20 protein-coding genes and 1 pseudogene are annotated in these 22,136 nt (G+C 71.2%); 12 read left to right on the top strand and 9 right to left on the bottom strand.

The window, feature by feature from the left end; translation table 11 throughout:
- Positions 1–197 precede the first annotated feature (197 nt).
- Positions 198–1,109 carry a class A beta-lactamase gene (bla, locus tag ACFVZH_RS21380; protein ID WP_384899140.1) on the top strand — a complete coding sequence of 304 codons (912 nt, stop codon included), beginning with the start codon at positions 198–200 and terminating at the stop codon, positions 1,107–1,109.
- A 66-nt stretch (positions 1,110–1,175) separates the two neighbouring features.
- Here the strand turns inward: bla and ACFVZH_RS21375 are convergent, their stop codons facing one another.
- Positions 1,176–1,421 carry a hypothetical protein gene (locus ACFVZH_RS21375; protein WP_384899138.1) on the bottom strand — a complete coding sequence of 82 codons (246 nt, stop codon included), beginning with the start codon at positions 1,419–1,421 and terminating at the stop codon, positions 1,176–1,178.
- A 48-nt stretch (positions 1,422–1,469) separates the two neighbouring features.
- On the opposite strand from ACFVZH_RS21375, the gene ACFVZH_RS21370 reads away from it, so the two are divergent.
- Both ACFVZH_RS21370 and ACFVZH_RS21365 read left to right on the top strand, forming a co-directional pair.
- Positions 1,470–1,937 carry a TetR family transcriptional regulator gene (locus ACFVZH_RS21370; protein WP_384899136.1) on the top strand — a complete coding sequence of 156 codons (468 nt, stop codon included), beginning with the start codon at positions 1,470–1,472 and terminating at the stop codon, positions 1,935–1,937.
- A 15-nt stretch (positions 1,938–1,952) separates the two neighbouring features.
- Positions 1,953–2,323, top strand: a pseudogene (locus ACFVZH_RS21365) (flavoprotein); the annotation flags it as partial.
- A 41-nt stretch (positions 2,324–2,364) separates the two neighbouring features.
- Here ACFVZH_RS21365 and ACFVZH_RS21360 read toward each other — a convergent pair.
- Positions 2,365–3,114, bottom strand: a complete 750-nt coding sequence (locus ACFVZH_RS21360) for a hypothetical protein (RefSeq protein WP_384899134.1) — start codon at positions 3,112–3,114, stop codon at positions 2,365–2,367.
- A gap of 519 nt (positions 3,115–3,633) precedes the next feature.
- Here ACFVZH_RS21360 and ACFVZH_RS21355 point away from each other — a divergent pair.
- Entirely contained in the window at positions 3,634–5,121 is a 1,488-nt protein-coding gene (locus tag ACFVZH_RS21355; RefSeq protein WP_384899132.1) for an alpha/beta hydrolase, read from the top strand.
- A gap of 37 nt (positions 5,122–5,158) precedes the next feature.
- Here ACFVZH_RS21355 and ACFVZH_RS21350 read toward each other — a convergent pair whose 3' ends face one another.
- Together ACFVZH_RS21350 and ACFVZH_RS21345 are read right to left on the bottom strand one after the other, a co-directional pair.
- On the bottom strand, positions 5,159–8,923 hold the full coding sequence (locus ACFVZH_RS21350; protein ID WP_384899130.1) for a hypothetical protein: 3,765 nt from the start codon (positions 8,921–8,923) through the stop codon (positions 5,159–5,161).
- A gap of 3 nt (positions 8,924–8,926) precedes the next feature.
- Positions 8,927–10,291: a helix-turn-helix domain-containing protein gene (locus ACFVZH_RS21345; protein ID WP_384899128.1), complete on the bottom strand. Its 1,365-nt coding sequence runs from the start codon at positions 10,289–10,291 to the stop codon at positions 8,927–8,929.
- A 99-nt stretch (positions 10,292–10,390) separates the two neighbouring features.
- Here ACFVZH_RS21345 and ACFVZH_RS21340 point away from each other — a divergent pair, with 99 nt between their 5' ends.
- The 3 genes from ACFVZH_RS21340 to ACFVZH_RS21330 all read left to right on the top strand — a co-directional run bounded on the left by ACFVZH_RS21340 (position 10,391) and on the right by ACFVZH_RS21330 (position 13,416).
- Positions 10,391–10,615, top strand: coding sequence for a hypothetical protein (locus ACFVZH_RS21340; RefSeq protein WP_384899126.1), 225 nt, complete (start codon positions 10,391–10,393; stop codon positions 10,613–10,615).
- 357 nt (positions 10,616–10,972) lie between these two features.
- Entirely contained in the window at positions 10,973–11,206 is a 234-nt protein-coding gene (locus tag ACFVZH_RS21335) for a hypothetical protein (RefSeq protein ID WP_384899124.1), read from the top strand.
- Positions 11,207–11,661: 455 nt separating this feature from the next.
- Positions 11,662–13,416, top strand: a complete 1,755-nt coding sequence (locus tag ACFVZH_RS21330; RefSeq protein WP_384899122.1) for a lysyl oxidase family protein — start codon at positions 11,662–11,664, stop codon at positions 13,414–13,416.
- A gap of 177 nt (positions 13,417–13,593) precedes the next feature.
- On the opposite strand, the gene ACFVZH_RS21325 is transcribed toward ACFVZH_RS21330, so the two are convergent.
- Positions 13,594–14,100 carry a VanZ family protein gene (locus ACFVZH_RS21325; protein ID WP_384899120.1) on the bottom strand — a complete coding sequence of 169 codons (507 nt, stop codon included), beginning with the start codon at positions 14,098–14,100 and terminating at the stop codon, positions 13,594–13,596.
- A 453-nt stretch (positions 14,101–14,553) separates the two neighbouring features.
- Here ACFVZH_RS21325 and ACFVZH_RS21320 point away from each other — a divergent pair, with 453 nt between their 5' ends.
- A complete protein-coding gene (locus ACFVZH_RS21320; RefSeq protein WP_384899119.1) occupies positions 14,554–15,072 on the top strand; it encodes a hypothetical protein in 519 nt (172 codons plus the stop codon).
- Positions 15,073–15,520: 448 nt separating this feature from the next.
- The gene (locus ACFVZH_RS21315; protein ID WP_384899117.1) at positions 15,521–16,519 is read left to right on the top strand and encodes a 5'-nucleotidase; all 999 of its coding nucleotides are present in this window, start codon (positions 15,521–15,523) and stop codon (positions 16,517–16,519) included.
- 55 nt (positions 16,520–16,574) lie between these two features.
- On the opposite strand, the gene ACFVZH_RS21310 is transcribed toward ACFVZH_RS21315, so the two are convergent.
- Complete coding sequence (locus tag ACFVZH_RS21310) at positions 16,575–17,420, bottom strand: MerR family transcriptional regulator (protein ID WP_384899115.1); 846 nt, start codon at positions 17,418–17,420, stop codon at positions 16,575–16,577.
- 151 nt (positions 17,421–17,571) lie between these two features.
- On the opposite strand from ACFVZH_RS21310, the gene ACFVZH_RS21305 reads away from it, so the two are divergent.
- A complete protein-coding gene (locus ACFVZH_RS21305; protein ID WP_384899113.1) occupies positions 17,572–18,312 on the top strand; it encodes a class I SAM-dependent methyltransferase in 741 nt (246 codons plus the stop codon).
- Positions 18,313–18,601: 289 nt separating this feature from the next.
- On the opposite strand, the gene ACFVZH_RS21300 is transcribed toward ACFVZH_RS21305, so the two are convergent.
- Positions 18,602–19,297 (bottom strand): NUDIX domain-containing protein, encoded by a 696-nt coding sequence (locus ACFVZH_RS21300; RefSeq protein ID WP_384899111.1) that lies wholly within the window; start codon positions 19,295–19,297, stop codon positions 18,602–18,604.
- The gene (locus ACFVZH_RS21295) at positions 19,294–19,677 is read right to left on the bottom strand and encodes a DUF4406 domain-containing protein (protein ID WP_384899109.1); all 384 of its coding nucleotides are present in this window, start codon (positions 19,675–19,677) and stop codon (positions 19,294–19,296) included. The genes ACFVZH_RS21300 and ACFVZH_RS21295 overlap by 4 nt, the downstream gene beginning before the upstream one ends.
- A 48-nt stretch (positions 19,678–19,725) precedes the next feature.
- On the opposite strand from ACFVZH_RS21295, the gene ACFVZH_RS21290 reads away from it, so the two are divergent.
- A complete protein-coding gene (locus ACFVZH_RS21290; protein ID WP_384899108.1) occupies positions 19,726–20,484 on the top strand; it encodes a DeoR/GlpR family DNA-binding transcription regulator in 759 nt (252 codons plus the stop codon).
- 143 nt (positions 20,485–20,627) lie between these two features.
- Here the strand turns inward: ACFVZH_RS21290 and ACFVZH_RS21285 are convergent, their stop codons facing one another.
- Positions 20,628–21,218 (bottom strand): exonuclease domain-containing protein, encoded by a 591-nt coding sequence (locus ACFVZH_RS21285; RefSeq protein WP_384899106.1) that lies wholly within the window; start codon positions 21,216–21,218, stop codon positions 20,628–20,630.
- Positions 21,219–21,606: 388 nt separating this feature from the next.
- On the opposite strand from ACFVZH_RS21285, the gene ACFVZH_RS21280 reads away from it, so the two are divergent.
- Positions 21,607–21,981 carry a hypothetical protein gene (locus ACFVZH_RS21280; protein WP_384899104.1) on the top strand — a complete coding sequence of 125 codons (375 nt, stop codon included), beginning with the start codon at positions 21,607–21,609 and terminating at the stop codon, positions 21,979–21,981.
- The last annotated feature ends 155 nt before the right edge of the window (positions 21,982–22,136 follow it).

Raw genomic sequence — 22,136 nt, 5'->3', positions numbered from 1 at the left:
AATTCACCCCTCTCACCCCGTGATCTCGAACAATCCCGAAGCTATCGCGCGCCACTGACAACGCCCTTCGACCGATCGCCCTCGTGCCGGGCCAGGTCCTGGACCAGTGCCGCCCGCTCGGTGGTCCGCGCCGAAACCGGGTGGGGGTGCGCGTGCGTGTTTCCCTGTGACGTGATCGCTCCGGAAAGGGAAACACCGTGTCCTTCACAGGTTTCGACCCGTCCCGTCGCACCGTCCTCGGTGCCGGCGCCGCGCTCGCCGTGGCGTTACCCCTCGGCGGCATCGCGGACGCCGCCACGCCCGGTGGGGAGGGACTCGCCGGGCGGCTACGGAAGCTCGAACGGCGGCACTCCGCGCGGCTGGGCGTGTTCGCCCACGACGTGCGCACCGGGCGCTCCGTGGCGTACCGCGCCGATGAGCGGTTCCCGATGTGCTCGGTCTTCAAGACCCTCGCTGTCGCCGCGGTGCTGCGCGACCTCGATCACGACGGCACGTTCCTGGTGCGGCGCATCCGGTACACGGCGGCCGAAGTCCGGCGTTCGGGCTACTCCCCGAGGACGGAGCTGCCCGAGAACCTCGCCCGTGGCATGACCGTGGCCGAGCTCTGCGACGCCACCCTCCGCTACAGCGACAACACCGCCGCGAACCTGCTGCTGCGGGAGCTGGGCGGTCCGACCGCCGTCACCCGATTCGCCCGGTCGATCGGCGACCGTGTGACGCGGCTGGACCGCTGGGAGCCGGAGCTCAACTCGGCCGAGCCATGGCGTGAGACCGACACCACCACACCCCGCGCCATCGGACGGACCTACGGCCGCCTTCTCCTCGGAGACGTGCTCCCGCGTGACGACCGGGAGCGGCTCACCCGATGGATGCTCGGCAACACGACCAGCGGCGAGCGGTTTCGCAAGGGGCTGCCCGCCGACTGGGTCCTGGCCGACAAGACCGGTGGCGGCCGGTACGGCGGCAACAACGACGCCGGCGTCACCTGGCCGCCGAACGGGGGCCCGATCGTGCTCACCGTGATGACCACACGGTTCACCGAGGACGCCGCCCCCGTCGATCCCCTGGTCGCGAAAGCGGCCGCCCTGGTGGCGGCCGAGCTCGGCTGAGTCGTCGGCTCGGTTCCGCGGGCCGCCTCCCGTTGCGCCCTGGCCCGATACCGGGCCAGGGCGCGGTCAGGGGTGGTCGAGGTCGAGGGACCAGGTCTGACCGACGAGGTCGTGGCCGAAGGTGTGCTGCGGCTCCTCGTCGACGAGCATGACGCAGCCCGCGCGTTCGCCGTCGACATCGCCGATCCACGCCGCCTCCCTGGGAGCCGGGCGCCTGGCCGCGTACTCGGCGACGATCTCGGAGACCAGCGCCTCGAAGTCCGTGTTCCAGCCGAACTGTTCGCTGTACAGCTCGCCATGGGCCATCACCATCCATCCCAGGTCGCCCGAGCGGTCGGCGCGGCGAATCAGGATCTGCCGGTGGCCGGCCTCGTGATGTTCCTCTTCGACAACAAGGACGGACTCCTGCGGGCGCTCCTCGAACGAGCACGCGCCGACGAACTGGAACTTCCGGCCCGCCTGCGCCTGGCCGACCTCGTCGGCCTGGCCGACACGGTCGAGCAGGTGTGGAGCTGGCTCGCGGCGGCCGAACACCGACCACTGCTGCGGCTGTGGGCCGAGGCGTACACCCGCTCCCTCGTCGAGCCGGACGGGCCCTGGGCCGGATTCGGCAGGGCCACCGTGGAAGACTGGCTCGACGTCCTGGCGGCCTGCCAGCCCGAGCCGGAACGAGACGTTCCGGACGGCGTCCTCCGCCGCACCGCGGCACTGGCCGTCCTGCGAGGCGCCCTGCTCGACCTCCTCGCCACCGACGACGAGCAACGACTCACCGCCGCCGTCCACCACCAGCTCGCGCTCCTGCGGTCCGGCGACCACCCCGACGTCTGACGGCCATACCGGCTACCGATCCGCTCCGCCTGGCGCCGCCCGGGCGAACAACGTCCGCTTCCCCCGGCCGACGCCATCGCCGTGGCACCGGCCACGTTCAACACCGTCAACAAGTGGGCCGCGGGCATCGCCGACACCCTCGCCCTGGGCATCCTCTGCGAGGCGTACGGGCTCGGAATCCCGACGGCCGTACTCCCTGCGTGAACGAGGCCATGGCTGCCCACCCGGCCTACGGCCGCAGCCTGGACCAACTGCGGGACATCGGCGTCCTGGTCGGGTCGCACACGCCGCACCGACCCAAGAGCGAGGCGGGAGCGGACGGCTTTCGCTGGCAAGAGGCACTGGAACTGCTGGACATCGGAACCGGCGGCCGCCCCGGCACCTGAACGGGGTGTACGGAGTGGTCTCTCGTTCTCGGCGGGGTGGGTCACATGTCCGGTAGGAGAAGCCAGACTTCGGAGAAGGCGAGGGCGTGCTCGTGGGTCACCGCCCCGCAGGGGCAGCCCAGAGACATGAGGCGCCAGTCGCAGGTGACCGTCCAGGGGCCGGCCTCACCCCCGCACGCCGGGCAGCGGAAGGTCTCGGCCGTCCACACCCCGGCAGTCGGTCGGCCGTGACGACGGAAGCGGCCCGCGTGGCGGATCTGCCAGGGCTCGACCGGGGGAGTGAGCGGGACGGTTCCGGGCGGGCTCGCCGAAGCCAGCACGGTGAACAGCGCGGTCAGATCGGGAAGCAGCTCCTCGCCCGCGTCCGTCGGTGCCACGGCCGGGCCGCCTGCCGTTCCCGCCGGGGTCCCGTACCTCGGGGCAGCCGCCGCGCGCGGTGGGTTCGGGACGGCGTGCCAGGGCAGGAAGGCGCGTGCGACGGCCGCCAGGAGGGCGGCCGCGGGCGGACTGACGGCGCCTGCGTCGAGGTGGTGGAGGGCGGTGCGCAGGAGGCGTTGGAGCCGCCGGTCCCGGTCCGTGGCCGCCGCCAGGGCGGTCGCCGACCGCCGGACCGGGAGCGGGGCCACGAGGCGGTCCAGGACGGCCGTCGCGGCGTCTACGTCCGCGATGGCCGGGCGCCACTCCCCGGCGGCCAGCAGCTGCCGCGCTCGCCCGGCCTCGCGGGCCAGGGCGCGCGTCGACAGCGTTCGCGGGCCGGACGCTGTCCCATGAGTCTCGTGCCCGCTCGTCATACCCCGTACCCCCTCTTCCCCGGCCCTCGTTCCTCTGGCCTTCGCGACAGCTTCGCGCGCCCGCCGCCAGCACCGGCGGCTATCCCATCACACGCGCGGACGCGGTCCAGGGGAGGTCCAGGGGTCGCGACCGACCGCGTGGGCCGCTGCGATCACCGGACCGGCCGGCCAAGACGCTGCCTGGCGTGCTGCCCGGCACGCGACCTCTGGCCGCGTCGATCGACACGGCCGTCGCCCTTGGCCCGCCGGGTGACGGCCCCAGCCGGTGAGGACGAGCATCAGGGTCTTGCCGCGTCGCGGACCGTAGGCGAACGCGACCCTGAGCAGGGCCTTGTCCCGGAAGGCCGCCATCCGGTCCCGGGCCGTGTCCGGGTGCGGCGCCGTGTGGGTCGGGCTTGAATCAGGGGGCGCCCCTGCCCGTTTTCGGGGTTGTCCCGGAGGCCCCGGATGGGCCCGCCGTCCTAGCGTGCAGGTATGTCAACCTCACGACGCCTCAAGGCTTTAGCAGCATGCGTGGCGGTGCTCGCCGCCACCGCGACGACCACCGCGACCGCCGCGGCGAAGGCCCCGGACCCCTTGGCCCGCTTCCACAGTCAGCACGTCGACTGGCACGTCTGCGCCCTCGGCGCCGAGGACGAACTCGGCCGGGCGCTGGACGTCGCCGGCGCCGACTGCGCCGACATCACCGTCCCGCTGGACTACTCCGACCCTGGCGGGCGCACCGTCTCCGTCGCCATATCGCGCCTCAAGGCCACCGACACGGCCCACCGCGTCGGCGCGCTGCTGCTCAACGACGGAGGACCGGCCGGCGCCAGCCTCCACATGCCACTGACGAAGTCGGCCGTCATGGGAGAGGTCGCCGACCGCTACGACCTGATCGGGATGGACCCCCGCTTCGTCGGCCGGAGCACCCCGCTGGACTGCGGCTGGGACCTGGGCTCCGCCCTCGTCCGCTCCGCGGGCGTCGACCGCGCGGCCTACCGCGAGGAGGTCGCCGTCGCACGCGAGCTGGCCGTGCGATGCAAGCGCGCCCACGGCGACGTGCTGCCGTACGTCACCACCCGCAACACCGCACGGGACATGGACGTCATCCGCGCAGCCCTCGGCGAGAAGGCCCTCTCCTACCTGGGCTACTCCTACGGCAGCTACCTCGGCGAGGTCTACACACAGCTCTTCTCCGGCCGCACCGACCGCATGGTGCTGGACGGCGTCAACTCCCCGGAGCACTACAGCCAGACCCTGCTGCGCGGTGCCGAGGCGGCCAACGAGGAAGCCCTGCGCGCGTGGGCCGCGTGGGCCGCCGCACGCCACGGCACCTACGGGCTCGGCGCCACGCGTGGCAAGGTCCTGGCGACGGTGCGGCACATACTCGACGCCGCCGCACAGAAGCCGCTGCGGATCGGCGGGACGTACCAGCTGGACGAGCGCCTGCTCCCCGCACTGTTCATCGGCGGCCTCGGCAGCGACCTCGACGAGCGGCGCGCCGCCCTGGCGGAGACCGTACGCCTCCTGGCCAAGGCTGCGGACCGGAAGCCGGTCGAGCCGTCCGAAGCGCTCGCCGGACAGCTGGAGTTCCTGCTGACCGGCGCGGGCTCGGCCCCCTCCAGTCAGATGACCGCGATCATCTGTGGCGACGTGGCCGAGCGGCGCGGCATAGGCAGCTACTGGCGTGCGGTCGAGGAATCCCGCGAGCGCTTCCCCCTCGCCGGACCGCTGGCCAACAACATCACCCCCTGCGAGTTCTGGGACCGGCCCACCGAACCGCCGACCGTGATCGACAACGACGTCCCCGCCCTCCTCGTCAACGCCACCGGCGATCCCCGCACGCTCTACGCCGGCGCCCAAGGCATGCGCGAACTGTGGCCGAGCGCCCGGCTGCTCACCGTGGAGGGCGCCCGCCAGCACGGCCTGTACGGCGAGTACGGCAACTCCTGCGTCGACGAGCGCGTCAACGCCTACCTGAGTACGGGACGACTGCCCGCGGACGACCTGACCTGCGAGGCGTAGCCCTGCCGGCGGTCCCGGTGACGAGGACGTGCGGACGTCACCGGGATCCGCCGCGTGCCGGCCGCGGGTCGGAGAGCCAGTCGGGGTCGCAGAGCAGGAGACCGTCGTCGGAGGCAAGGGGGAGCGTAGAGCCGGTCAGAGCCGCGTCGGCGAGCTGGGACGGGAGGTCCGCGCAGGGCAGTTCGAAGAAGGACGTCGGAGCGCTGGGGAGAGGGGGGCGGGAGGCGGGGGCCGTACGCAGGGCGTCGAGGGTCAGAAGGCGATCCGCCTCCCTGACCGCCTCGTCGGTGAACACGCCGAAGATCCGTACGGGTTCGCCGAGGTTCTCCCAGCCGACGACGTCCAGCAGTCGAGGCGCGGCCTGGAGAGCGGGTGTCTCGTCGGCCCGCGGACGCAGGGCGATCAACCGGTGGGGCCCGTGGGGAAAGGCGACCAGGATTCGGCATCGCCCGCACACCGCGTCGAGAAGCCGGAGGGCCTTCTCGGAGCCGTTCTTGATCATGGAGCGTGCACTCGCCGGCCCTTCGGCCGCGCCGCCGGAGACGAGGGCGTGCACCAGTGGGGGTTCGAGGAGACGGAGGGCCAGGTGGCGGTCGAGAACGACGGTGCCCGGGTCGGCGCTCGTGTCGTCCTCGGCGCGGTCGGGCAGCCGGCCGATCACCAGGCGCGCCCGGGCGCTGTAGTCCGCGGAGCGGCGCAGGAAGTCGTCGCGCAGCGAACCGGTGCTCGCGGGGTCGGTCAGGAAGCCGTCCGCGAGGCAGCGCAACGTCCGGCCGTCCTCGCCCCGGAGGGGTTCGGGACCACGGGCGTTGTCGAAGAGCGAGTCGACATAGGACTGGAGAACGCGGTACGCACCGAGCCATACGTCCAGGGGCCAGGAGTCGTCCTTGCGGTTGAAGCTCTCGATGCCCGAAAGCACGCCACGGTAGAGGGTGTTGAGGTCGCTGGTCCATATCTGAAGGTCGTCCGAGAGGACATGCGGACGCAGCGTGGGAGGCAGTACGGGCAGGCGTCGGACGAGGACCGCGTCGGGGGAGGGGGTGGCCGCGCCGGTGGCGGCCGCCCGGTCCAGGAGGAACCGCACCGCAGTCCCGCCCGTCACCGCGGTGGCCGCCCCTGGGCCGAACAGGGAGCCCCGGCCCTCGGGGCCGAGCAGCTGTCCCCTGCGCAGCGTCGTGGGACCGGGATCGGTGACGAGCAGGAGGTCGCAGTGGGCTGTCTGCCGCAGCTCCTGCTCGGTGACGCGCAGGGCGCGGGCGAGCCGGGCGCCGGCCTCGCCGCTGAGGTACCAGGGGTGGAGCACCGGCGACGGAAGCTCGATGTGGCCGAAGCGGCGCTCCCGCTCCCGGGGCGAGACCAGCGTGCGCCCGCACCGGCCGCACGGCCGGCCCACGTCCCGGGGTCGATGGCGTTCCCCGCAGGCGCACTCGCCCTCACGGTCGGGCCCGAAGATCTCGGGGCACAGCAGCCCGCCGGCCACCGGCCGCCCGGTGCGTACGTCGAGGAGGGAAGCGTTCACCACCTCGCCGTGCGAGAGGGCCAGCACGTCGGCGTCGGTCATCGGGCGCGGTCGTACGCCGCTCTTGTCGAGGTGCGGCTCGATCCGGGCGCCGCACAGCGTCAGGCCGAGTCGGCGGACGGCATACGACGGCGCGTCGGGCAGGGAGCGCGCCCGGACCTCGGGGGGACGAAGCGGCCCACCGCCCGACTCCAGGGTCGCCCGCAGCTCTCCCCGCCAGTCCGTGCAGTCGCCGCGCGGTCCGTAGAGTTCCATCGCCAGGTGGCGCGCGCCCCGCGCGGCGAGCCACCGGAAGTCCTCGGGCTCGACCAGCTGCGCGCCGTTCCCGTCCGTGCCCCGCCACGGCTGGTTGAGACGCATGGAGTAGTTCCCGGCGGAATGAGCTCCGGTGTCGGGCCCCGCCAGGCCGTGGGCCGCGAGGCGAAGGCGGACGGTCCGGGCCCTCTCGCCCTCGGCAGGGGCCCAAGGGTGGCCGGGAGCGACGACCAGGTCCGGTTCGTCCGCGCTGCCCGCGAAGCGCCGGAGCGCGGGCCCGTCGAGGACACCGCACACGACCGCGCGCGTACCGGAGTCGTCGGCCAGGGTGTCCCCGTGCTGCAGCGGCTGGTCCACGGCGACGATGACGCTGACGTGGGTCTGCGCGTAGTCGACGTGGGCGAGGTGCCGTCCGGGCACGGAGGGGATGGCGTCGGTCACCAGGGCGCCGGTGATCCGCTGCTGGAGGATGCGCCCGGGGAGCCGGCCGGGCATCCTCAGCGAGGTGTCGAGCCGTACCTTGTCTCCGAAAAGGGCGGCCAGCAGGCGTTCCTCGGCGGTGCGTGGTGGCCGGTCGCCCATGGGTGAGGAGACCCCGACGAGGAGTTGCCCGGGTCGTACCGGTCTGCCCGGGGTGGCCAGGCCGCACGGTTCCAGACTCGCCGTGTCCCGGTCGGCCGCGAGGGGCGGACTCGCGGTGAGGACGGCGCCCTCGCGCAGGGTCGATGACACCTGGTGAAGCGCCGGGACGGTGAGCGCGTCGGGATCCGCCAGCCGCTCGTGGACCAGGACGGCGTTGCCGTATAACCGGGGCGAGGCGACCACGGTGACCTGGGCGGTGACACCGCCGTGGCCCACGAGATCACTGACGCCGAGGTCACGCACGCCCACCCCGCGCAACCGTAGCCAGAATCCGCGTGTGTGGTTCCTGCGGGGAAACCACTCCCCATCCGGCGACTCGCTTACCGTCCGCAGCAGTTCGCGGCTGAACCTGGCGTACGCGCCGCGGTTTCCGAGCAGGGTGCGGCGCAGCGCGGCTTCGAGGAGGGGGCCCAAACGGGTTCGTCCGTCGTAGCGCAGTGTGTCCTGGAGGCCGAGAAAGCGGTCGCCGTCGCGGGGATCGGACCCTTCGCCGTCCCAGAACACGGCGGGCGGGTCGAAGACGATCTCGCCGTCCCGTTCCCGTACGCCGAGAGGGATCGGGACGTTCATCAGCCACAGGCGCCGGGACCGGTTCGTTCCCTCCGGGTCCTCGACCACGAGGTCCAGTGTGAGCGGCACCGTGAAGGTGTGGGCGCTGGCCCCGTCGCGTCGCAGCCGCCACAGGTTCGCCAGGGTGACCCGGGTCCCGCAGTCGGGGCACCGGACGTAGCCGACGGGCCCTCCGCAGGTGGGCCGGACGCAGCGCGCGGTCTCGCCGGTGATCCTGCCGTGCCCGGAAACGGCTCCGCACGGGCAGACATGGTCGTAGCGCCGGGCGATCCCCGTCGACCGGCCGCACGAGCAGCTCCAGTCGCCGAGCTCGTAACCGGTCAGACGCAGGCGGATCCCGTCGGTGGCGGGGGCGCCGTCGGGGAAGAAACGCCGCAGGACCGCGGGCAGTCCGGTGCCGGTCCGCTCGTGCGGGAGCCGGTCCAGCTGGAGGAAGTCGGCGTACTCGTGGCAGTGCTCCTGGGCGAGGGCGCTCTCGGGCGTGCCGGAGGGATGCTGCTCCAGGAGGAGGACCTGCAGGTATCTCAGGAAGTCGGGCTGCCGGGTCAGGAAGTAGCTGCGTGCCACGTGCAGATCGGCGCGCAGCGCGTTGACCCCGAACATGTGCCGGCGCAACTGCCGGAAGCGCTCGTCGAGGACCGTGTCGTGCAGGTCGTCGGCCCGCTCCTCCTCCGCTGCCAGCCGTACGGTGTTCCCGATCGTGTAGGGCGTGGTGCACTGGCGCCAGTTCCGCGCATGGGCGGCCAGAGCGAGGCGGAGCCTTTGGCCGGACACCAGCGCCTGCACGTCGTCACGCAGGGAACGGTCGGATGCCATGGGCTATCCGATCCCGGCGCGGCCCCGGAAGTACTCCCGGAACCGTGCGTGGCAGAAGCTGTACTCCTCACTGCCCCGGCGCGGTGCGAGGCCGGGAGCCGACCGGCGGTGGACGAGCAGGAAGCGGTGGATCTCCCGCAGGATGCTGTCGAAGTTCAACCAGGTGAGCCCCTCGACGAGGCTGCAGAGGTCCATGCCCGAGAGCGTCCCCGCCTCCAGCAGGAACCCCAGGATCTCGACGTGCTCGGCCCGGTGGGCACTGCGGTTGAGCTGCTCCAACTGCTGGTCCAGATAGCTCTCCAGACCGGTGGGAACACGTTCGGCGTTGTCACGGGTGAGCACACCCGAGGCGGCGTCCTCCACCAGGAAGCGCACATAGAACGGGTCGCCGGCCGAGACGCGGTGCAGCCGCGCGACGAAATCCGTGTCCCGCGCCAGGGCGGCCGCCCGGCCTCCCGCCATCCTCAGCAGCTCGACGAGCGCCTGCTCGTCGAGCCCGGCCAGGCGCAGATGCAGGCCCACGTCCGCCGGGGACAGCGCGATGTCGTCGAGACACGAACGGTCGCCCTGTGCCCGGCCCGAGAGGACGAACACCAGCCCCTCCGGCAGCCGCCGCGGCAACAAGGTCCGCAGTTGGTCCGGCGGTTCCAGCTCGTCCACGGCGTCCAGCACGACCACCGTCGGCTCCGGCGGCGTACGCCTCGTCAGGGCGTGGAACTGCCGTTCCAGGCTCTTGAGCCCGCCACCGCGCACATGGGCCGCATCGAGCTGTTCACACAGGCTCTCCAGGACGTCCTCGGGACTGGTCGGGTCGAATCCACCGCCCCTCCGTCGGTATGCCTGACTGATGAAGTGGTAGCGGAACTCGGGGTGTCGGCGCACCAGATCCGCGAGGAGAGAGGTCTTGCCGAAGCCCGACAGCGCCTCCACGAAGACGTAGCCGGTGGCGCGGTCCCGGACGAACTCCATGACCCGGGCGCCCTCGTCCCGGCGCCCCGCGAACAGTCGGGTGTGCTGTTCGATGAGATCGCCGAAGAAGTCCCGTACCGGCGACTCGTACGGCGCCCGCGCGTCCGCCGACCCACCTTCCGTCGACGCACCCTCCGTCGACTCGCCCTCCACCACCTGCCCGTGCAGGCACAGGAGCGGTTCCGGATCCGTACGCAGGGCCTTCGCCAGGGCGATCACGGTGGCCCTGGTCGGGACGCCGGGCCCGTTGAGCGCCTTGCTGACGGTCGTGTGCCCCAGACCCGCCGACCTCTCGACAGCACGCATCGCCATGCCCAGCTCGGCCCGCCGGTCCCGCAGCAGCAGCTTGAGCTCCTCCAGCGGCCCCGCCACTCCACCCCACCCGTCCGCCGTCGCCATGAGTGACCTCGTACAGATTCGTTCGCGCGAACGCCGGTGTACGCCGTCTCCGGCAGGGTCGTGCTCAGACAACACGCCTACGAAGAGCGGAGATTGAAGATGACCATCGCGCTGGTCGCCCCTGCCGTGTACGCCCTCACTCTACTTGTCGCGGTCCTCGCCGCAGCCCTCCTCTCCCTTCTGGCCGCGGTGGGCGCAGGACTCCTCGCCCGCTGGGACGGAGCCTCCCCACCCGGCGCACTGCTCCGCGCGGGTGCGGTCTTCGGCGCCGCCATGACCCTGCTCTGCGGCCTGATCGCGCTGGGCGTGGCCGCGACGACCTGAATCCCGCCGATCCCCGGGCGACCCGGCCGCCGGATGTTCCCCGGACGCCACGCCAGTGACGCAGCCCGACCGTGCCGGCTTGGCCTGCCCTGCGGGCGCCTCGTGCCCCGGATGCGGCAGCGGAGGGAGCGGCAAGCGGGGGGTGGCGGCATGTGGGTGACGAACGCCAGGTCAGCGAGGTGAGGAAGTTCCTCAAGGGACCACTGAAGGGCATCGTTTCTGCACGCGCGCGCCCCCGCGATCCGCTGCCGGGCATTGGAGTGAGACGCCGTTTCTCGTCGTGCCCCGTGGCGTTTGACCGGCCGACGAGCACTTTCTGGCACGTCATTCAGAATTCAGAGATCTTGAGGAGTAGCCATGCGTTCTCTGGCCGCGTCTGTCCTGGCCGTGGGCATCCTGTTCGGCGGCGCCGGTGCCGCGCTCGCCAACGACGGTGTCGGAATCGGGAGTTTCTCCGAGGGCGGCGCCGGCTCCACGTCGCACTGTGCGCTGACCGGGGTTCCGTCGGTGTACGGAACGATCTTCACCGGCTCCTGCTCCGACAGGGCCTGGGAAGTGGGCGCGGAGGCCGCCTGGCTCGGCGCCCACTGACCTGCTGCCGCATCCGGCGACACGTACCGCTGAGAAGGACCCGCGTATCCCGTGCTCGCGCACGGGATACGCCAACGGCCCGCTCTCGTACCTGAGGGCGGGCCCCGTTGCTCATCCGACGCCGAATCGGGAACAGGGCGTCAGTACGGTGTGCCCCTCACCAGGTCTCTGACACGGCCCATGCCTCCACGGATCGGCGCCGCCCTGGCCGGTTTGGCCATCGGCGAGATGCGGGTGATCACGCCGACAGTCTGTTTTCCACCAAAGCGGCGACATTCGGCCAACATCCGGATGATTTCGGTTCCTTGGAACAACCGGGCATCACAGCTTTCCCTCTCACCGCACGGACGCAGCCGGTGCCCGCCACCGCAGCGGTCGGGCGATCGTCCCGTCGCGCAGGGCGGGGCGACCCGCCGGCGGCTCCCCTTTCACAGCACCCGGAGGACGAGGGAACGATGACCACCACGAGCATCAACCGGTTGCGGCGTCCGCTGCTCGCCGGTACCACGGCCGTCGCCGCCCTGGCGGTGGCCGCCGGCTTCATGGCCGCCACGCCGGAGCGGGCGAACGCCGCGACGGGCCCCAAGCTGAGCCTCATCGCCGCGACCGACTCGGTCACGCTTACCTCCTGGAAGGAGGAGCCGGGCGTCTACCTGGACCTGGGCACGTACCTGACGGCGGAGGGAACGCCGCTCGAGCTCAAGGTGACCCGGAAGTCCTACAAGGCCCCGGTGACCATCACCCAGACCGTGTACGAGGGCGGCAAGGCCAAGGCGAAGGCGCTGCCCGTGGGCACCGTGAAGGACTTCTCCGGGCTGCCCGGGTTCGCGGAGATCACCCTCACCGACAAGGACGGCAAGAAGGTCGTCAGCCGGACGGAGAACTTCTGCCCGAACAACGCCAGCGGGCGCGTGAGGCCCGACGCGCCCGCCACCTCGAAGTATCCGGAGAGCTGCCCCACCAACCCCTTCACCCTCGGGTCCGTGTGGGGGGTCGAGAAGGGGTGGGCCGCCAACACCTACGGCGGTGCCTACACCCAGCCGGTGAAGCTCGCCGCCGGCACGTACACGGCCAGGATCGGCATCGCCAAGAAGTACCGGGACCTCCTCGGGATCGCCGACCGGCCCGCGACGGTGAAGGTCACCGTCCAGGAGCGCAGCTGGGACGAGGGCCGCGGCGCCGCGGCCGCCGGCCTGGCCGGCGCCGGTGAGCACGCCGGGCACGGAGGCGCCCACCAGGCCCCGGCCGGTCACGCCGGGCACGGGACGGGCCACGGTCCGACCCCCGCCCAGGTCGCCGCACCGGAGACCAGCGGCGCCGGCCCCACGTACAACGTGGGCCACGGGCCCCTGAAGGCCGCGCCGCCGGCCGTGCCGTGGGCGGTGAAGAAGCAGCAGGCCGCCGGTCGCGCCGACCTGCAGGCCGGCGACACCGCGGGGCAGACCGACGGCTCGCGCCAGGCCCCGGCGCTCGGGCCGCAGTCCAAGCGGCCCACGGGGACTCCGTCCGTCCCCAACGTCCCCAAGCCCGACCTCCGGTCGCTGCCGGCCTACGGCATCACCATCAGCGACGGCGGCCAGAACGTCCCCGGCAAGGACTACCTCGCCTTCAGCGCCAATGTGTGGAACGCCGGCCCGGCCCAGCTCGTCGTGGACGGCTTCCGCTCGCCCGGCAAGGCCAAGATGGACGCCTACCAGTACTTCTACGACGCCCAGGGCAAGCAGGTCGGCTACACCCCGACCGGCACCATGGAGTGGGACCCGCGTCCCGGCCACGTGCACTGGCACTTCACCGACTTCGCCAGCTACCGCCTGCTGAAGGCCGACCAGAAGGAGGCGGTGCGCAGCGGCAAGGAGGCGTTCTGCCTGGCCAACACCGACGCCGTCGACTACACGGTGAAGAACGCCAACTGGCACCCGTACAACACCGACCTCTCCACCGCCTGCGGCCAGGAGAACTCCATCTCCGTCCGCGAGGTGCTGGACGTCGGCTCCGGTGACACCTACACCCAGGACCTGCCGGGCCAGTCGTTCGACATCACGGACCTGCCCAACGGCACCTACTACATCCAGGTGCTGGCCAACCCGGCCAAGCGGCTCAAGGAGACCAACCTCGACAACAACAGCGCCCTGCGCAAGGTCGTCCTGGGCGGCAGCCCCGGCCGACGGACCGTCACCGTCCCGGCGCACGACCTCGTGAACGCCAACTGATCACACACCGTTCACCGACACGTCCTGCCGAGCCTCAGCGGGATCGGCAGGACGTACGGAGTTCCGTGTGAGGCCGAGCCTGCCCTGAGGGGCGGCTCGGCCTCACGCGTGTCGTAGGGGAGACCTGGGCTCTTGTGGTGACGTCACTCGGTAGTTGTGTCGTGGTCGCGTGCGCGGTCAGGACCTGCCGGAGGGGCTCGGAGCCACCGCGGTCGAGTCCCCGAGTCGTCGTCGCCGCCACCAGCGGGCTCGGGTACGCGGGTGGACGGCACGCCCGAGCCGCCGACCGACGAGCACGTATCCGAGGAGCGCACCCGTCGTGTTGAGGAGGACGTCGTCGATGTCGAAGGCCCGTCCCGTGATGAGCGCGCCCTGCGTCAGCTCCACGAGCAGCATGGTGCCCGCCGTGACGAGCACGACCCGGACCACGCCGCGAGCCCTCCCGGACAGCAGCGGCAGCAGGATCCCGAACGGGACGCCGAGAGCCACATTGCCCCCGAGCTGCTTGACGGTCTCCACGAAGCCCGGTTGGCGCAGGTAGGTCTCGATCGAACTGCCCGGCGTCAGATTGCTGTGCGTGAGCGGCACGGACGCCGGCGACGCCTCCAGCGTGAGCCTCGCCAGCACCACGGCGAACGCCACCATGCCCGCGAGCGCCGTCAGCGCGGCCAGCGCCCGTATCACCCGGCCCGGACGGCGACGGGCCGGGGCGGACTGTGTTCCGTCGCGCTTGGCCCGAGACGAGACAGGGGCTCTCGCCGCCTTCCCCGTCGCCTTGCCCGCGGTCCCTGCCGTCTTCTCGGCCGTCTTACCCGTCGTTCCGGCTCGTCTTCGCGAAATCCTCCCACCGATCACGCGCATTCTTCCTCCTCAGGGAGCGCTTGCCGTAGGCCCCGCGTACCCGCGAAGAAGGACCGCAAGCCACCCGGACGGGTCAGGCTCTCGCGTCCGCACCACAGGTCACCGCACCACAGGTCACGGGATCGCGGCTCCGCAAGAGGTCTCGCCTCCGGCCTTCGGGTCCGGCGCGACTGGCAGGTGGTCTCGGCGGGGAAGGCATGCCGCGCGGTGCACGGCAGAGCGTGGACTCTTCTGATCCTCTTCCCTTGCGTACCAAGGGCGTTGGAGGATCCACACATGAATCCGCATGCGACCGATCCGACCGCCGACGCGGCGGCCATGTATCTCACGGCGCTCCAAGGACGGCTGACGGCCGACGGCTGCACGGTGACCTTGCCGGCCTGGAACGACAGCCGGGTGGTGGTCGGCTGCCGTGCCGACCGGAAGGCCCGTTGGTTCGGGACGAAGGCCGAGCTGTTCGTCTTCGCGACCGCCGTTCCGGAGGTCGACGTGACCACCCTGGGGGAGTTCACCGCATGGGCCATGCGGTACGCCAAGAGCCTGCGCGGCGGCATACCAGGCGCCCGCAACGCGGCACTGGTACTCCCCGCCCTCGTGAGCGCGCGGGTCAAGCCGGAGGCGGCCCAGTGGGCCGCCCAGGACGCCCGGATCCTCGACTCGACGCTGATCAGCCGCCCGCTCACCGTCGAGACCGCCCCGAACGCCGTACGGACCACGATGTACCGGGGCCGGGTGGTCTGGGGCGGCATGTTCACGGGCCACGTGCTGGAGAAGGCGGCCCTGTACTTTCCGTGATCCTGGCCGGTGGTCGCCGCGAGCTTGCCTCTGCTGTGGGCCTCAGGGGAGTGGGGTGCCGCGCCTCGCGCGCCCGGATTCTCGGGATGGAACGTGGCGCGGACGGGGAGCTGTAGGTGGCCGAGAGCTGCAGCGGAGCGCAGCCATCGAGGCGTCCGGCGCAAGCGGCGGGGGAGCGAGGCCCGGCCCGACTCCGGCCATGGCCGGCCGGGCAACCTCATCGAGACACCTTCAGGGCGGTAGGGCGAGCCGTCCGCCGGCCCCGACCGGCTGCTGCCCGCGCGTGCCCTCGCGGCCGCGGCGTCCGCCGTGCTCGCGGCCTGGCCGGATCGCGGGGGTCGCGCCCGACCACACGTTGTCGCCCTCGTACTGGCGTACCAGGCGAGCGCGAGCGGTGATCGATATCATCGGTGACACGTGTGTGCGAATGGATGCAAGGGAGGGTGTCGTGCCCTACGACCTCGAAGAACGGCTGGTCATCGGCATCGCCTCCAGTGCCCTGTTCGACCTTGCGGAGGCGGATGTCGTTTTCCGGGACCAGGGGGAAGAGGCGTACCGGGCGTACCAGGAGGCGCATCTGGACGACACCCTCGGAAAAGGGGTCGCCTTCTCCTTCATTCGGCGGCTGTTGTCCCTGAACGACCTGAGCACAGCGGACGACGACCCCCTGGTCGAGGTCATCGTCCTGTCGCGCAACGACCCTGACACCGGGCTTCGGGTCATGCGCTCGATCCAGGAGTACGGGCTGCCCATCACGCGGGCCATCTTCATGCAGGGGCGCTCGCCCTACCGGTTCATGCCCGCGCTGAACATGTCGCTCTTCCTGTCCGCGAACGAGACCGACGTCCGCGAGGCCGTGGCCCTGGGCCTGCCCGCAGGCCACGTCCTGGGCCAGGCCGCCATCGACGAGGACGATGACGCGGACCTGCGGATCGCGTTCGACTTCGACGGCGTCCTCGCCGACGACTCGTCGGAGCAGGTCTACCAGACCGACGGAATCGAGGGATTCCGCTCCCACGAGACGATGAACGCCGCCACCCCGCACGACCCCGGGCCGCTCCGGGACTTCCTCGCCAACATCAACCGGCTCCAGCAGAGGGAAGAAGAACAGCGCGGGAAGGACCCGGACTACAAGATCCGCGTACATGTCGCACTCGTCACCGCCCGCAACGCACCCGCCCACGAACGCGCCGTCCGCAGCCTCAAGGGCTGGGGCGTCACCGTCAACGACGCGTTCTTCCTCGGGGGCATCGAGAAGAGCGCGATCACCAGCGTCCTCAGACCCCACATCTTCTTCGACGACCAGGTCGGCCACCTGACAGGCACGTCCCACAGCACTCCCAGCGTGCATGTGCCGTTCGGAAAGATGAACGAACCGTCCGACGAACCGTGCGCTCCCGCACGGGCTTCCGGCAGGAACCCTGTCACCAGCCGCAAGCGGCCTTGACCAGTCCTCCGGCCTCTTCCTCCGGTCCGCCGGATGCCCTGCCCCAAGACACGACCTATTCGTCGGCAGGCTCGTCGATCGGCCAGGCGATCTCCAGGCGGTTGTCCGGGTGGTCCGGTGTCCCGGTCCACTGGCGGTAGACCATCCGGGACGGGCCCGCGAAGGCGAAGCCGTGCTCGGTGATCCAGTCGGCGACGGCGTCGTACGCGCCGAGGATCTGCGGGAACGCGGCGGCCGCGCCCTCGACCTCCGTGCAGGCGAGGGTGCTCTCGGGCAGCTCGCGCACGGTCATGCCCTCGGGCAGGTCCGTGGGCTGCGCGCCGTCTTCCCAGAACGGCAGGCACGCCTCGACGAGCGTCTCGTTCTCGTCGTCGCACACCCCGTGGAATCGGACGAAAGCGGGCCCGGTGAAGGTGAGCGGGCCGCGGCCGGCGACCTCGTACATCTCCTGGTAGGCGACGCGGAGGAAGGCGTCGAGCCCGGAGTTGTCCAGGGTCGCCCCGCGGACAAGGATCCGTTCGGCGGCGCCCTGGCGGACGGTGACGCGGTGGGTCATCTCTGCTCCTTCGGTCAATCGGTTCAACAGGCCGTGGACCACGGAGCGCTGCACCTCAAGCCGCCGCTCGGCCGCCCGCAGATGCGCCTGCAGGGCGGCGGCGAGCCCCTCCTCGCCGCCGCCGAGCAGCCGGCGCACCTCCTCGACCGGGATGTCCAGCTGCCGCAGCGCCCTGATCGACTGCGCCGTCCGCACCTGGTCACGCCGGAAGTACCGGTAGCCGCTCACCGGATCGACGAACGCCGGCACCAACACGCCACTGGCGTCGTAGTGCCGAAGCGCGGTGACCGAGAGGCCGCTGGCCTGCGAGAACTGCCCGATCGGCAGCAGGTTTCTCCTGTCCACGGCATTGACTGTGCCGTCTCGTGTTACCCGAGAGTCAAGCCCCGTCCTCGGAACCCTCCACAGCGCCCGTGTCGCGGGCACCTACCGATCCGTCGCAGGGCGCGCGAAAAGTCGTTGGACATCACGTGGTTGAGCGGCAAGCGTTGGCCTCATGGAGCAAGAGGAGATCTGGGGCACCGACGTCGCACAGAGCTATGACACGCCCGGTTCCGGCATGTTCGCGCCTGAGGTCCTGGGCCCGGCGGTGGACCGGCTGGCCGAACTCGCCGGGGACGGGAGAGCACTGGAGTTCGCGGTCGGGACGGGCCGCGTGGCCGTTCCGCTGGCCGAACGGGGAGTGTCCGTCACCGGTATCGAGCTGTCCCTTCCGATGGTCGAGCAGCTGCGCGCCAAGGCGGATGAACAGACGGTTCCCGTGGTCATCGGGGACATGGCGGTCGCCGTCGCTCCGGGGCAGTACACCCTGGTCTACCTCGTCTACAACACGATCTCCAACCTGCTGACCCAGGATGAGCAGGTCCAGTGCTTCCGCAATGCCGCCCGCCATCTCGCGCCCGGGGGACGGTTCGTGATCGAACTCTGGGTACCGGAACTGCGCAACCTCCCGCCGGGCCAGAAGGCCACGGTGTGGCAGTCCGAGAGCGGCTACATCGGCCTGGACACGTACGACGTGCTGCGCCAGCGGGTGGTGTCGCACCACTTCCGGTTCGACGAGACCGAGCAGGCCCGGTTGTTCCGCAGCCCGCATCGCTACATCTGGCCGGCCGAACTCGATCTCATGGCGCAGCTGGCCGGCTTCGAGCTGGAGTCCCGGCACGCGGACTGGACAGGCGGCGCTTTCACCGCCGAGTCGCGTTCGCACGTCTCGGTCTACCGGATCCCGCCGGCGTAGCAACTCCGCGGGGACGGGACGGACAGCGGCCAGAGCTGGAAGCGGGCGCTCCGACGTCCCGAACACGCCCTCGCGGATCTCAGGCGTCGGACAGCAGTTCGCGCAAGCGGTCTGCGTCGGGCACCTGGGGTCGTTCGTCGAGAGCGAGAGCCCACAGCCGACCCGCTTGAGCCCGTGAGGGCCTCCTCCCCTGCAAGGGAGGGGGCCCTCATCGGTCGTTGATCAGCCAACTCGTGCGCGACGGCGCCTTGTCGCGGCGGGCGATGCGGGGCTGCCGGGGCAGCCGGTCTCACCGTTCGTGCTCCGGATCCACAGGGTCGTGGTGCCGGGCGAAGGGGCCGTGCAGGGCGGCCCACTGCAGGAGCAGGATGGTCTTGCCGTCGGCGATGCGTCCGTCGCGGGTCATCGAGAGCGCCTTGGTGAAAGGAAGTTCGAGGACCTCGATGTCCTCGCCGTCCTCCTCGAGTCCGCCGCCGGCAGCGGTCCGGTCGGCCGGGGTGTACGGCGCGAGGAAGAAGTGGAGGCGTTCGGTGACGGAGCCGGGGCTCATGTAGGCGTCGAGGACGTGGGTGAGGGAGCCGAGGGTGACGCCGAGTTCTTCGGCGCTCTCGCGTCGGATCGCGGTGAGCGGGTCGTCCGCGTCGAGCAGTCCTGCCGCGGCCTCGATGAGCATGCCGTCCGGATGGTCGTTGACGTAGGCCGGGTAGCGGAACTGGCGGGTGAGAAGGACGCGGCCGCGCGCGGCGTCGTAGGGCAGGACGACGGCGCCGTCGCCGCGGTCGTAGGTCTCGCGCTGCTGGGATTCCCAGCGCCCGTCGCGGCGGCGGTAGTCGAAGGTGGTGCGGCGCAGGACGTGCCAGCCCTGGGAGGTGAGTTCGACGTCGCGGACGCGGACATCGGGGTTGCGGTCCAGGTCGCGTCCGGCCTGGTCGAGGCCGGTGCGTCCGCGGTGGTCGGGAGTGTCGACACCGGGGCGGCTTGTCATGTGGCCTCCTGTGCGGTGCGGCGGGGGATCTCGGCCGCGTCGTGGTAGACGGGCAGGCCGAGACCGCGGGCGGTGGCGACGTCCTGGTCGGCGCCGGCGGATTCGCCGGGCAGGCGCAGTACGGCGTCGCAGTGGGCGAGCAGGCGGTCGGCGGTGGGGTAGAGCACCTGGTCGGCGAGGGCGTCGGTGGGAGCCGCGCCGGCGGAGCGCAGGACGGGCAGGGCGATCCACTCTCCGATCACGGGGAGGTGTCCGGCCGCGAAGACGGGCCAGGCGGCGGTTTCGAGGTGGGCGAGGTTGGCCGCCATGGCCTGTGGGTCGCCGCCGGTACCGGAACGGTAGGGACCCGCGATCAGGATGAGCATGGGCTTGTCTGTCACGGGCGCTAAGATACATGCAGAATCGTGCAAGAATAGGAAGGAACGTGAATGCTGGCTGCTGAACGGCGCGACCACCTGCTCGGTCTGCTCGCCGACAAGGGGAAGATCGTCGCCAAGGACGTCGCCGCCGAGCTGGGAATCTCCGAGGACAGCGTGCGGCGCGACCTGCGCGACCTCGCCGCCGAGGGCTTGTGCCAGCGGGTCTACGGCGGCGCGCTGCCCGTGTCACCCGCGGTGGTCGACTACGGTGCCCGGCAGGCCGTGGCCCCGGACGGCAAGCGGAAGGTCGCCTCCGTGGCCGCCGGGCTCCTGCGGCCGGGGGGTGCGGTGATTCTCGACGGGGGCACCACCGCCCTCGCCGTCGCCCGCGCCCTCCCGAACGATCTCGCCTGCACCGTGATCACCCACAGCCCGACGATCGCCGCGGCCCTGCTCGACCATCCGCAGGCCGAGCTCTTCCTCCTCGGGGGCCGTGTCTTCAAGCACTCGGCCGTCACCTGCGGCGCCGCCGCGGTCGAGGCCGCGCAGAACGTGTCCGCCGACTTCTGCCTGCTCGGTGTCACCGGCGTCCACCCCGAGGCGGGACTGACCACGGGGGACGCCGAGGAAGCGGCCATGAAGCGCGCCCTTTCCGCGCGCGCCGCCGAGACCTACATCCTCGCCTCGTCCGAGAAGATCGGCACGGCTTCACGCTTCCGTGTCCTGCCCTGGGACAAGGTCAGCGGACTCATCACCGACGCCGACCCTGACGACCCGGTCCTCGCGCAGCTCAGGGCGCTCGGCGTCGCGGTCTTGTCAGCCGGCTGACATCCCTGCGCGCGCCGGGTCGCGCGGAGCGGACCGCCTGATCGCGCATGGCCCCGGGGAGGCGAGCGGCGGGTTTGAGAACTTCCACGCCCAGGGGACAGCTCCATTGCTGGGCGCGGGCCAACCGGTGGTCGGCCAGACGCTCACGAGGCAAGTGGGGCCGCGACCGGCCACGCCCCGCGGTCCAGCAGGTCGAGGACGAGTGCCGCGATATTCCACGCGTCGTCCTCGCCGCGGTGATGTCGTCCCTCGAGCGGCAGACCCGCGATCTGCAAGGCGTGGGCCATGCCCGGCTTCTTGCGCAGCCCATAGGCATCGGCGAACACGGCCTTGGCGTTGGTGTGGGTGCGGCTGTCCGGATATCCGAACGGGTAAGGCACCCCGTCGGCCCGACTCTGTCGGGCGAACTGCCGACGGTCGTACTCGCCCCAGCTGGCCCAGGGCCGCACCCCGGCCTCGTACTCCTCGACGAGGATCCGGCACGCCTCCGCGAAGGTGACGCCCTGTTCCACCTCTGTCCGCGTCAGTCCGGTCAGTTCGGTGCAGAAGTCGCTCACCGTCGACCGCGCAGGGCGGACCAGGACGCGATGCCGGGACACGCGCCGTCGCGCCGACACGTCCACGACGGTGAGACCGATCTCGATGATCTCGTTCACGGACCCGGGCGGCGGTTGTCCGTCCCAGCAGGTCGCTTCCACGTCGATGATGTTCATCAGTACGGATTCATGAGTCATGGGAGCGAGGGTAGGGACGCGTGCCGAGTCGGGCACCCGGGTTTTCGCACGCCCCGCCGCCGAGGGTGGCCTCCTGTACGACCCCCGCACCCGGCCCCGATTCTCTGATCTGCTCGGCGGTCAGACCCTCGTAGCCGCCGTAGTCCCACTCCAACAGGTCGGGCTCGGGGACGGTCGGTACATGCCGCGTCGCCGGACACCTCGTGCCCCGACGTTCGCCGACCGCGGCCCGTCGCGAGGGATGTCGGATGTCGGAGCACGTGAACGGATTCCGGCCGGATTTCCGATGTTGCTGACGTCCTCGCGGACAGTCGGTAGCGTCTGCGCTCAAGATCCGGCTGCGGCGTGAGGTCGGCCGGGCAGTCGCGAACACAGAGAGCGAGTACTGATGTTGACTGTGGAGACGTCTCTGAAGGAGGCGATGACCTCGATCGAGGGGAGTCTGGGGGTCGCGCTGGTCGACTACACGAGCGGCATGGCGCTGGGAACGCTGGGTGGGGGCAAGGACCTCGATCTGTCCGTGGCCGCGGCGGGCAACACCGACGTGATCCGGGCGAAGGTCCGCACGATGGAGATGCTGGACCTCAGGGACGACATCGAGGACGTGCTGATCACCCTCGGGACCCAGTACCACCTCATCCGGCTGCTCGGCGGGCGTGGGGGCAACGGCCTGTTCCTGTACCTCGTCCTGGACAAGGGCAGGGCGAACCTGGCCATGGCCAGGCACCAGCTGAAGCGCATCGAGGCGGAACTGGAGCTGTAACCGCCTCCTCGTTCCCGGCTTCGCATGCCCATGAGTTGAAAGATTCTTCAACTCGACACATCTGAAAGTGATCAGCCGGGGGGCATGCCGGAGCCGGGAGACGGGAGAATGGCCGGAGCTGGGCATGGAGAAACCGGCAGGTCCGGCCGGTAGCC

Source organism: Streptomyces sp. NPDC059534 (genome assembly GCF_042743475.1).
Classification (GTDB): Bacteria; Actinomycetota; Actinomycetes; order Streptomycetales; family Streptomycetaceae; genus Streptomyces.
The sequence above is the reverse complement of the archived record's forward strand: the minus strand, read 5'-3'. Positions and strand labels throughout refer to the sequence as shown.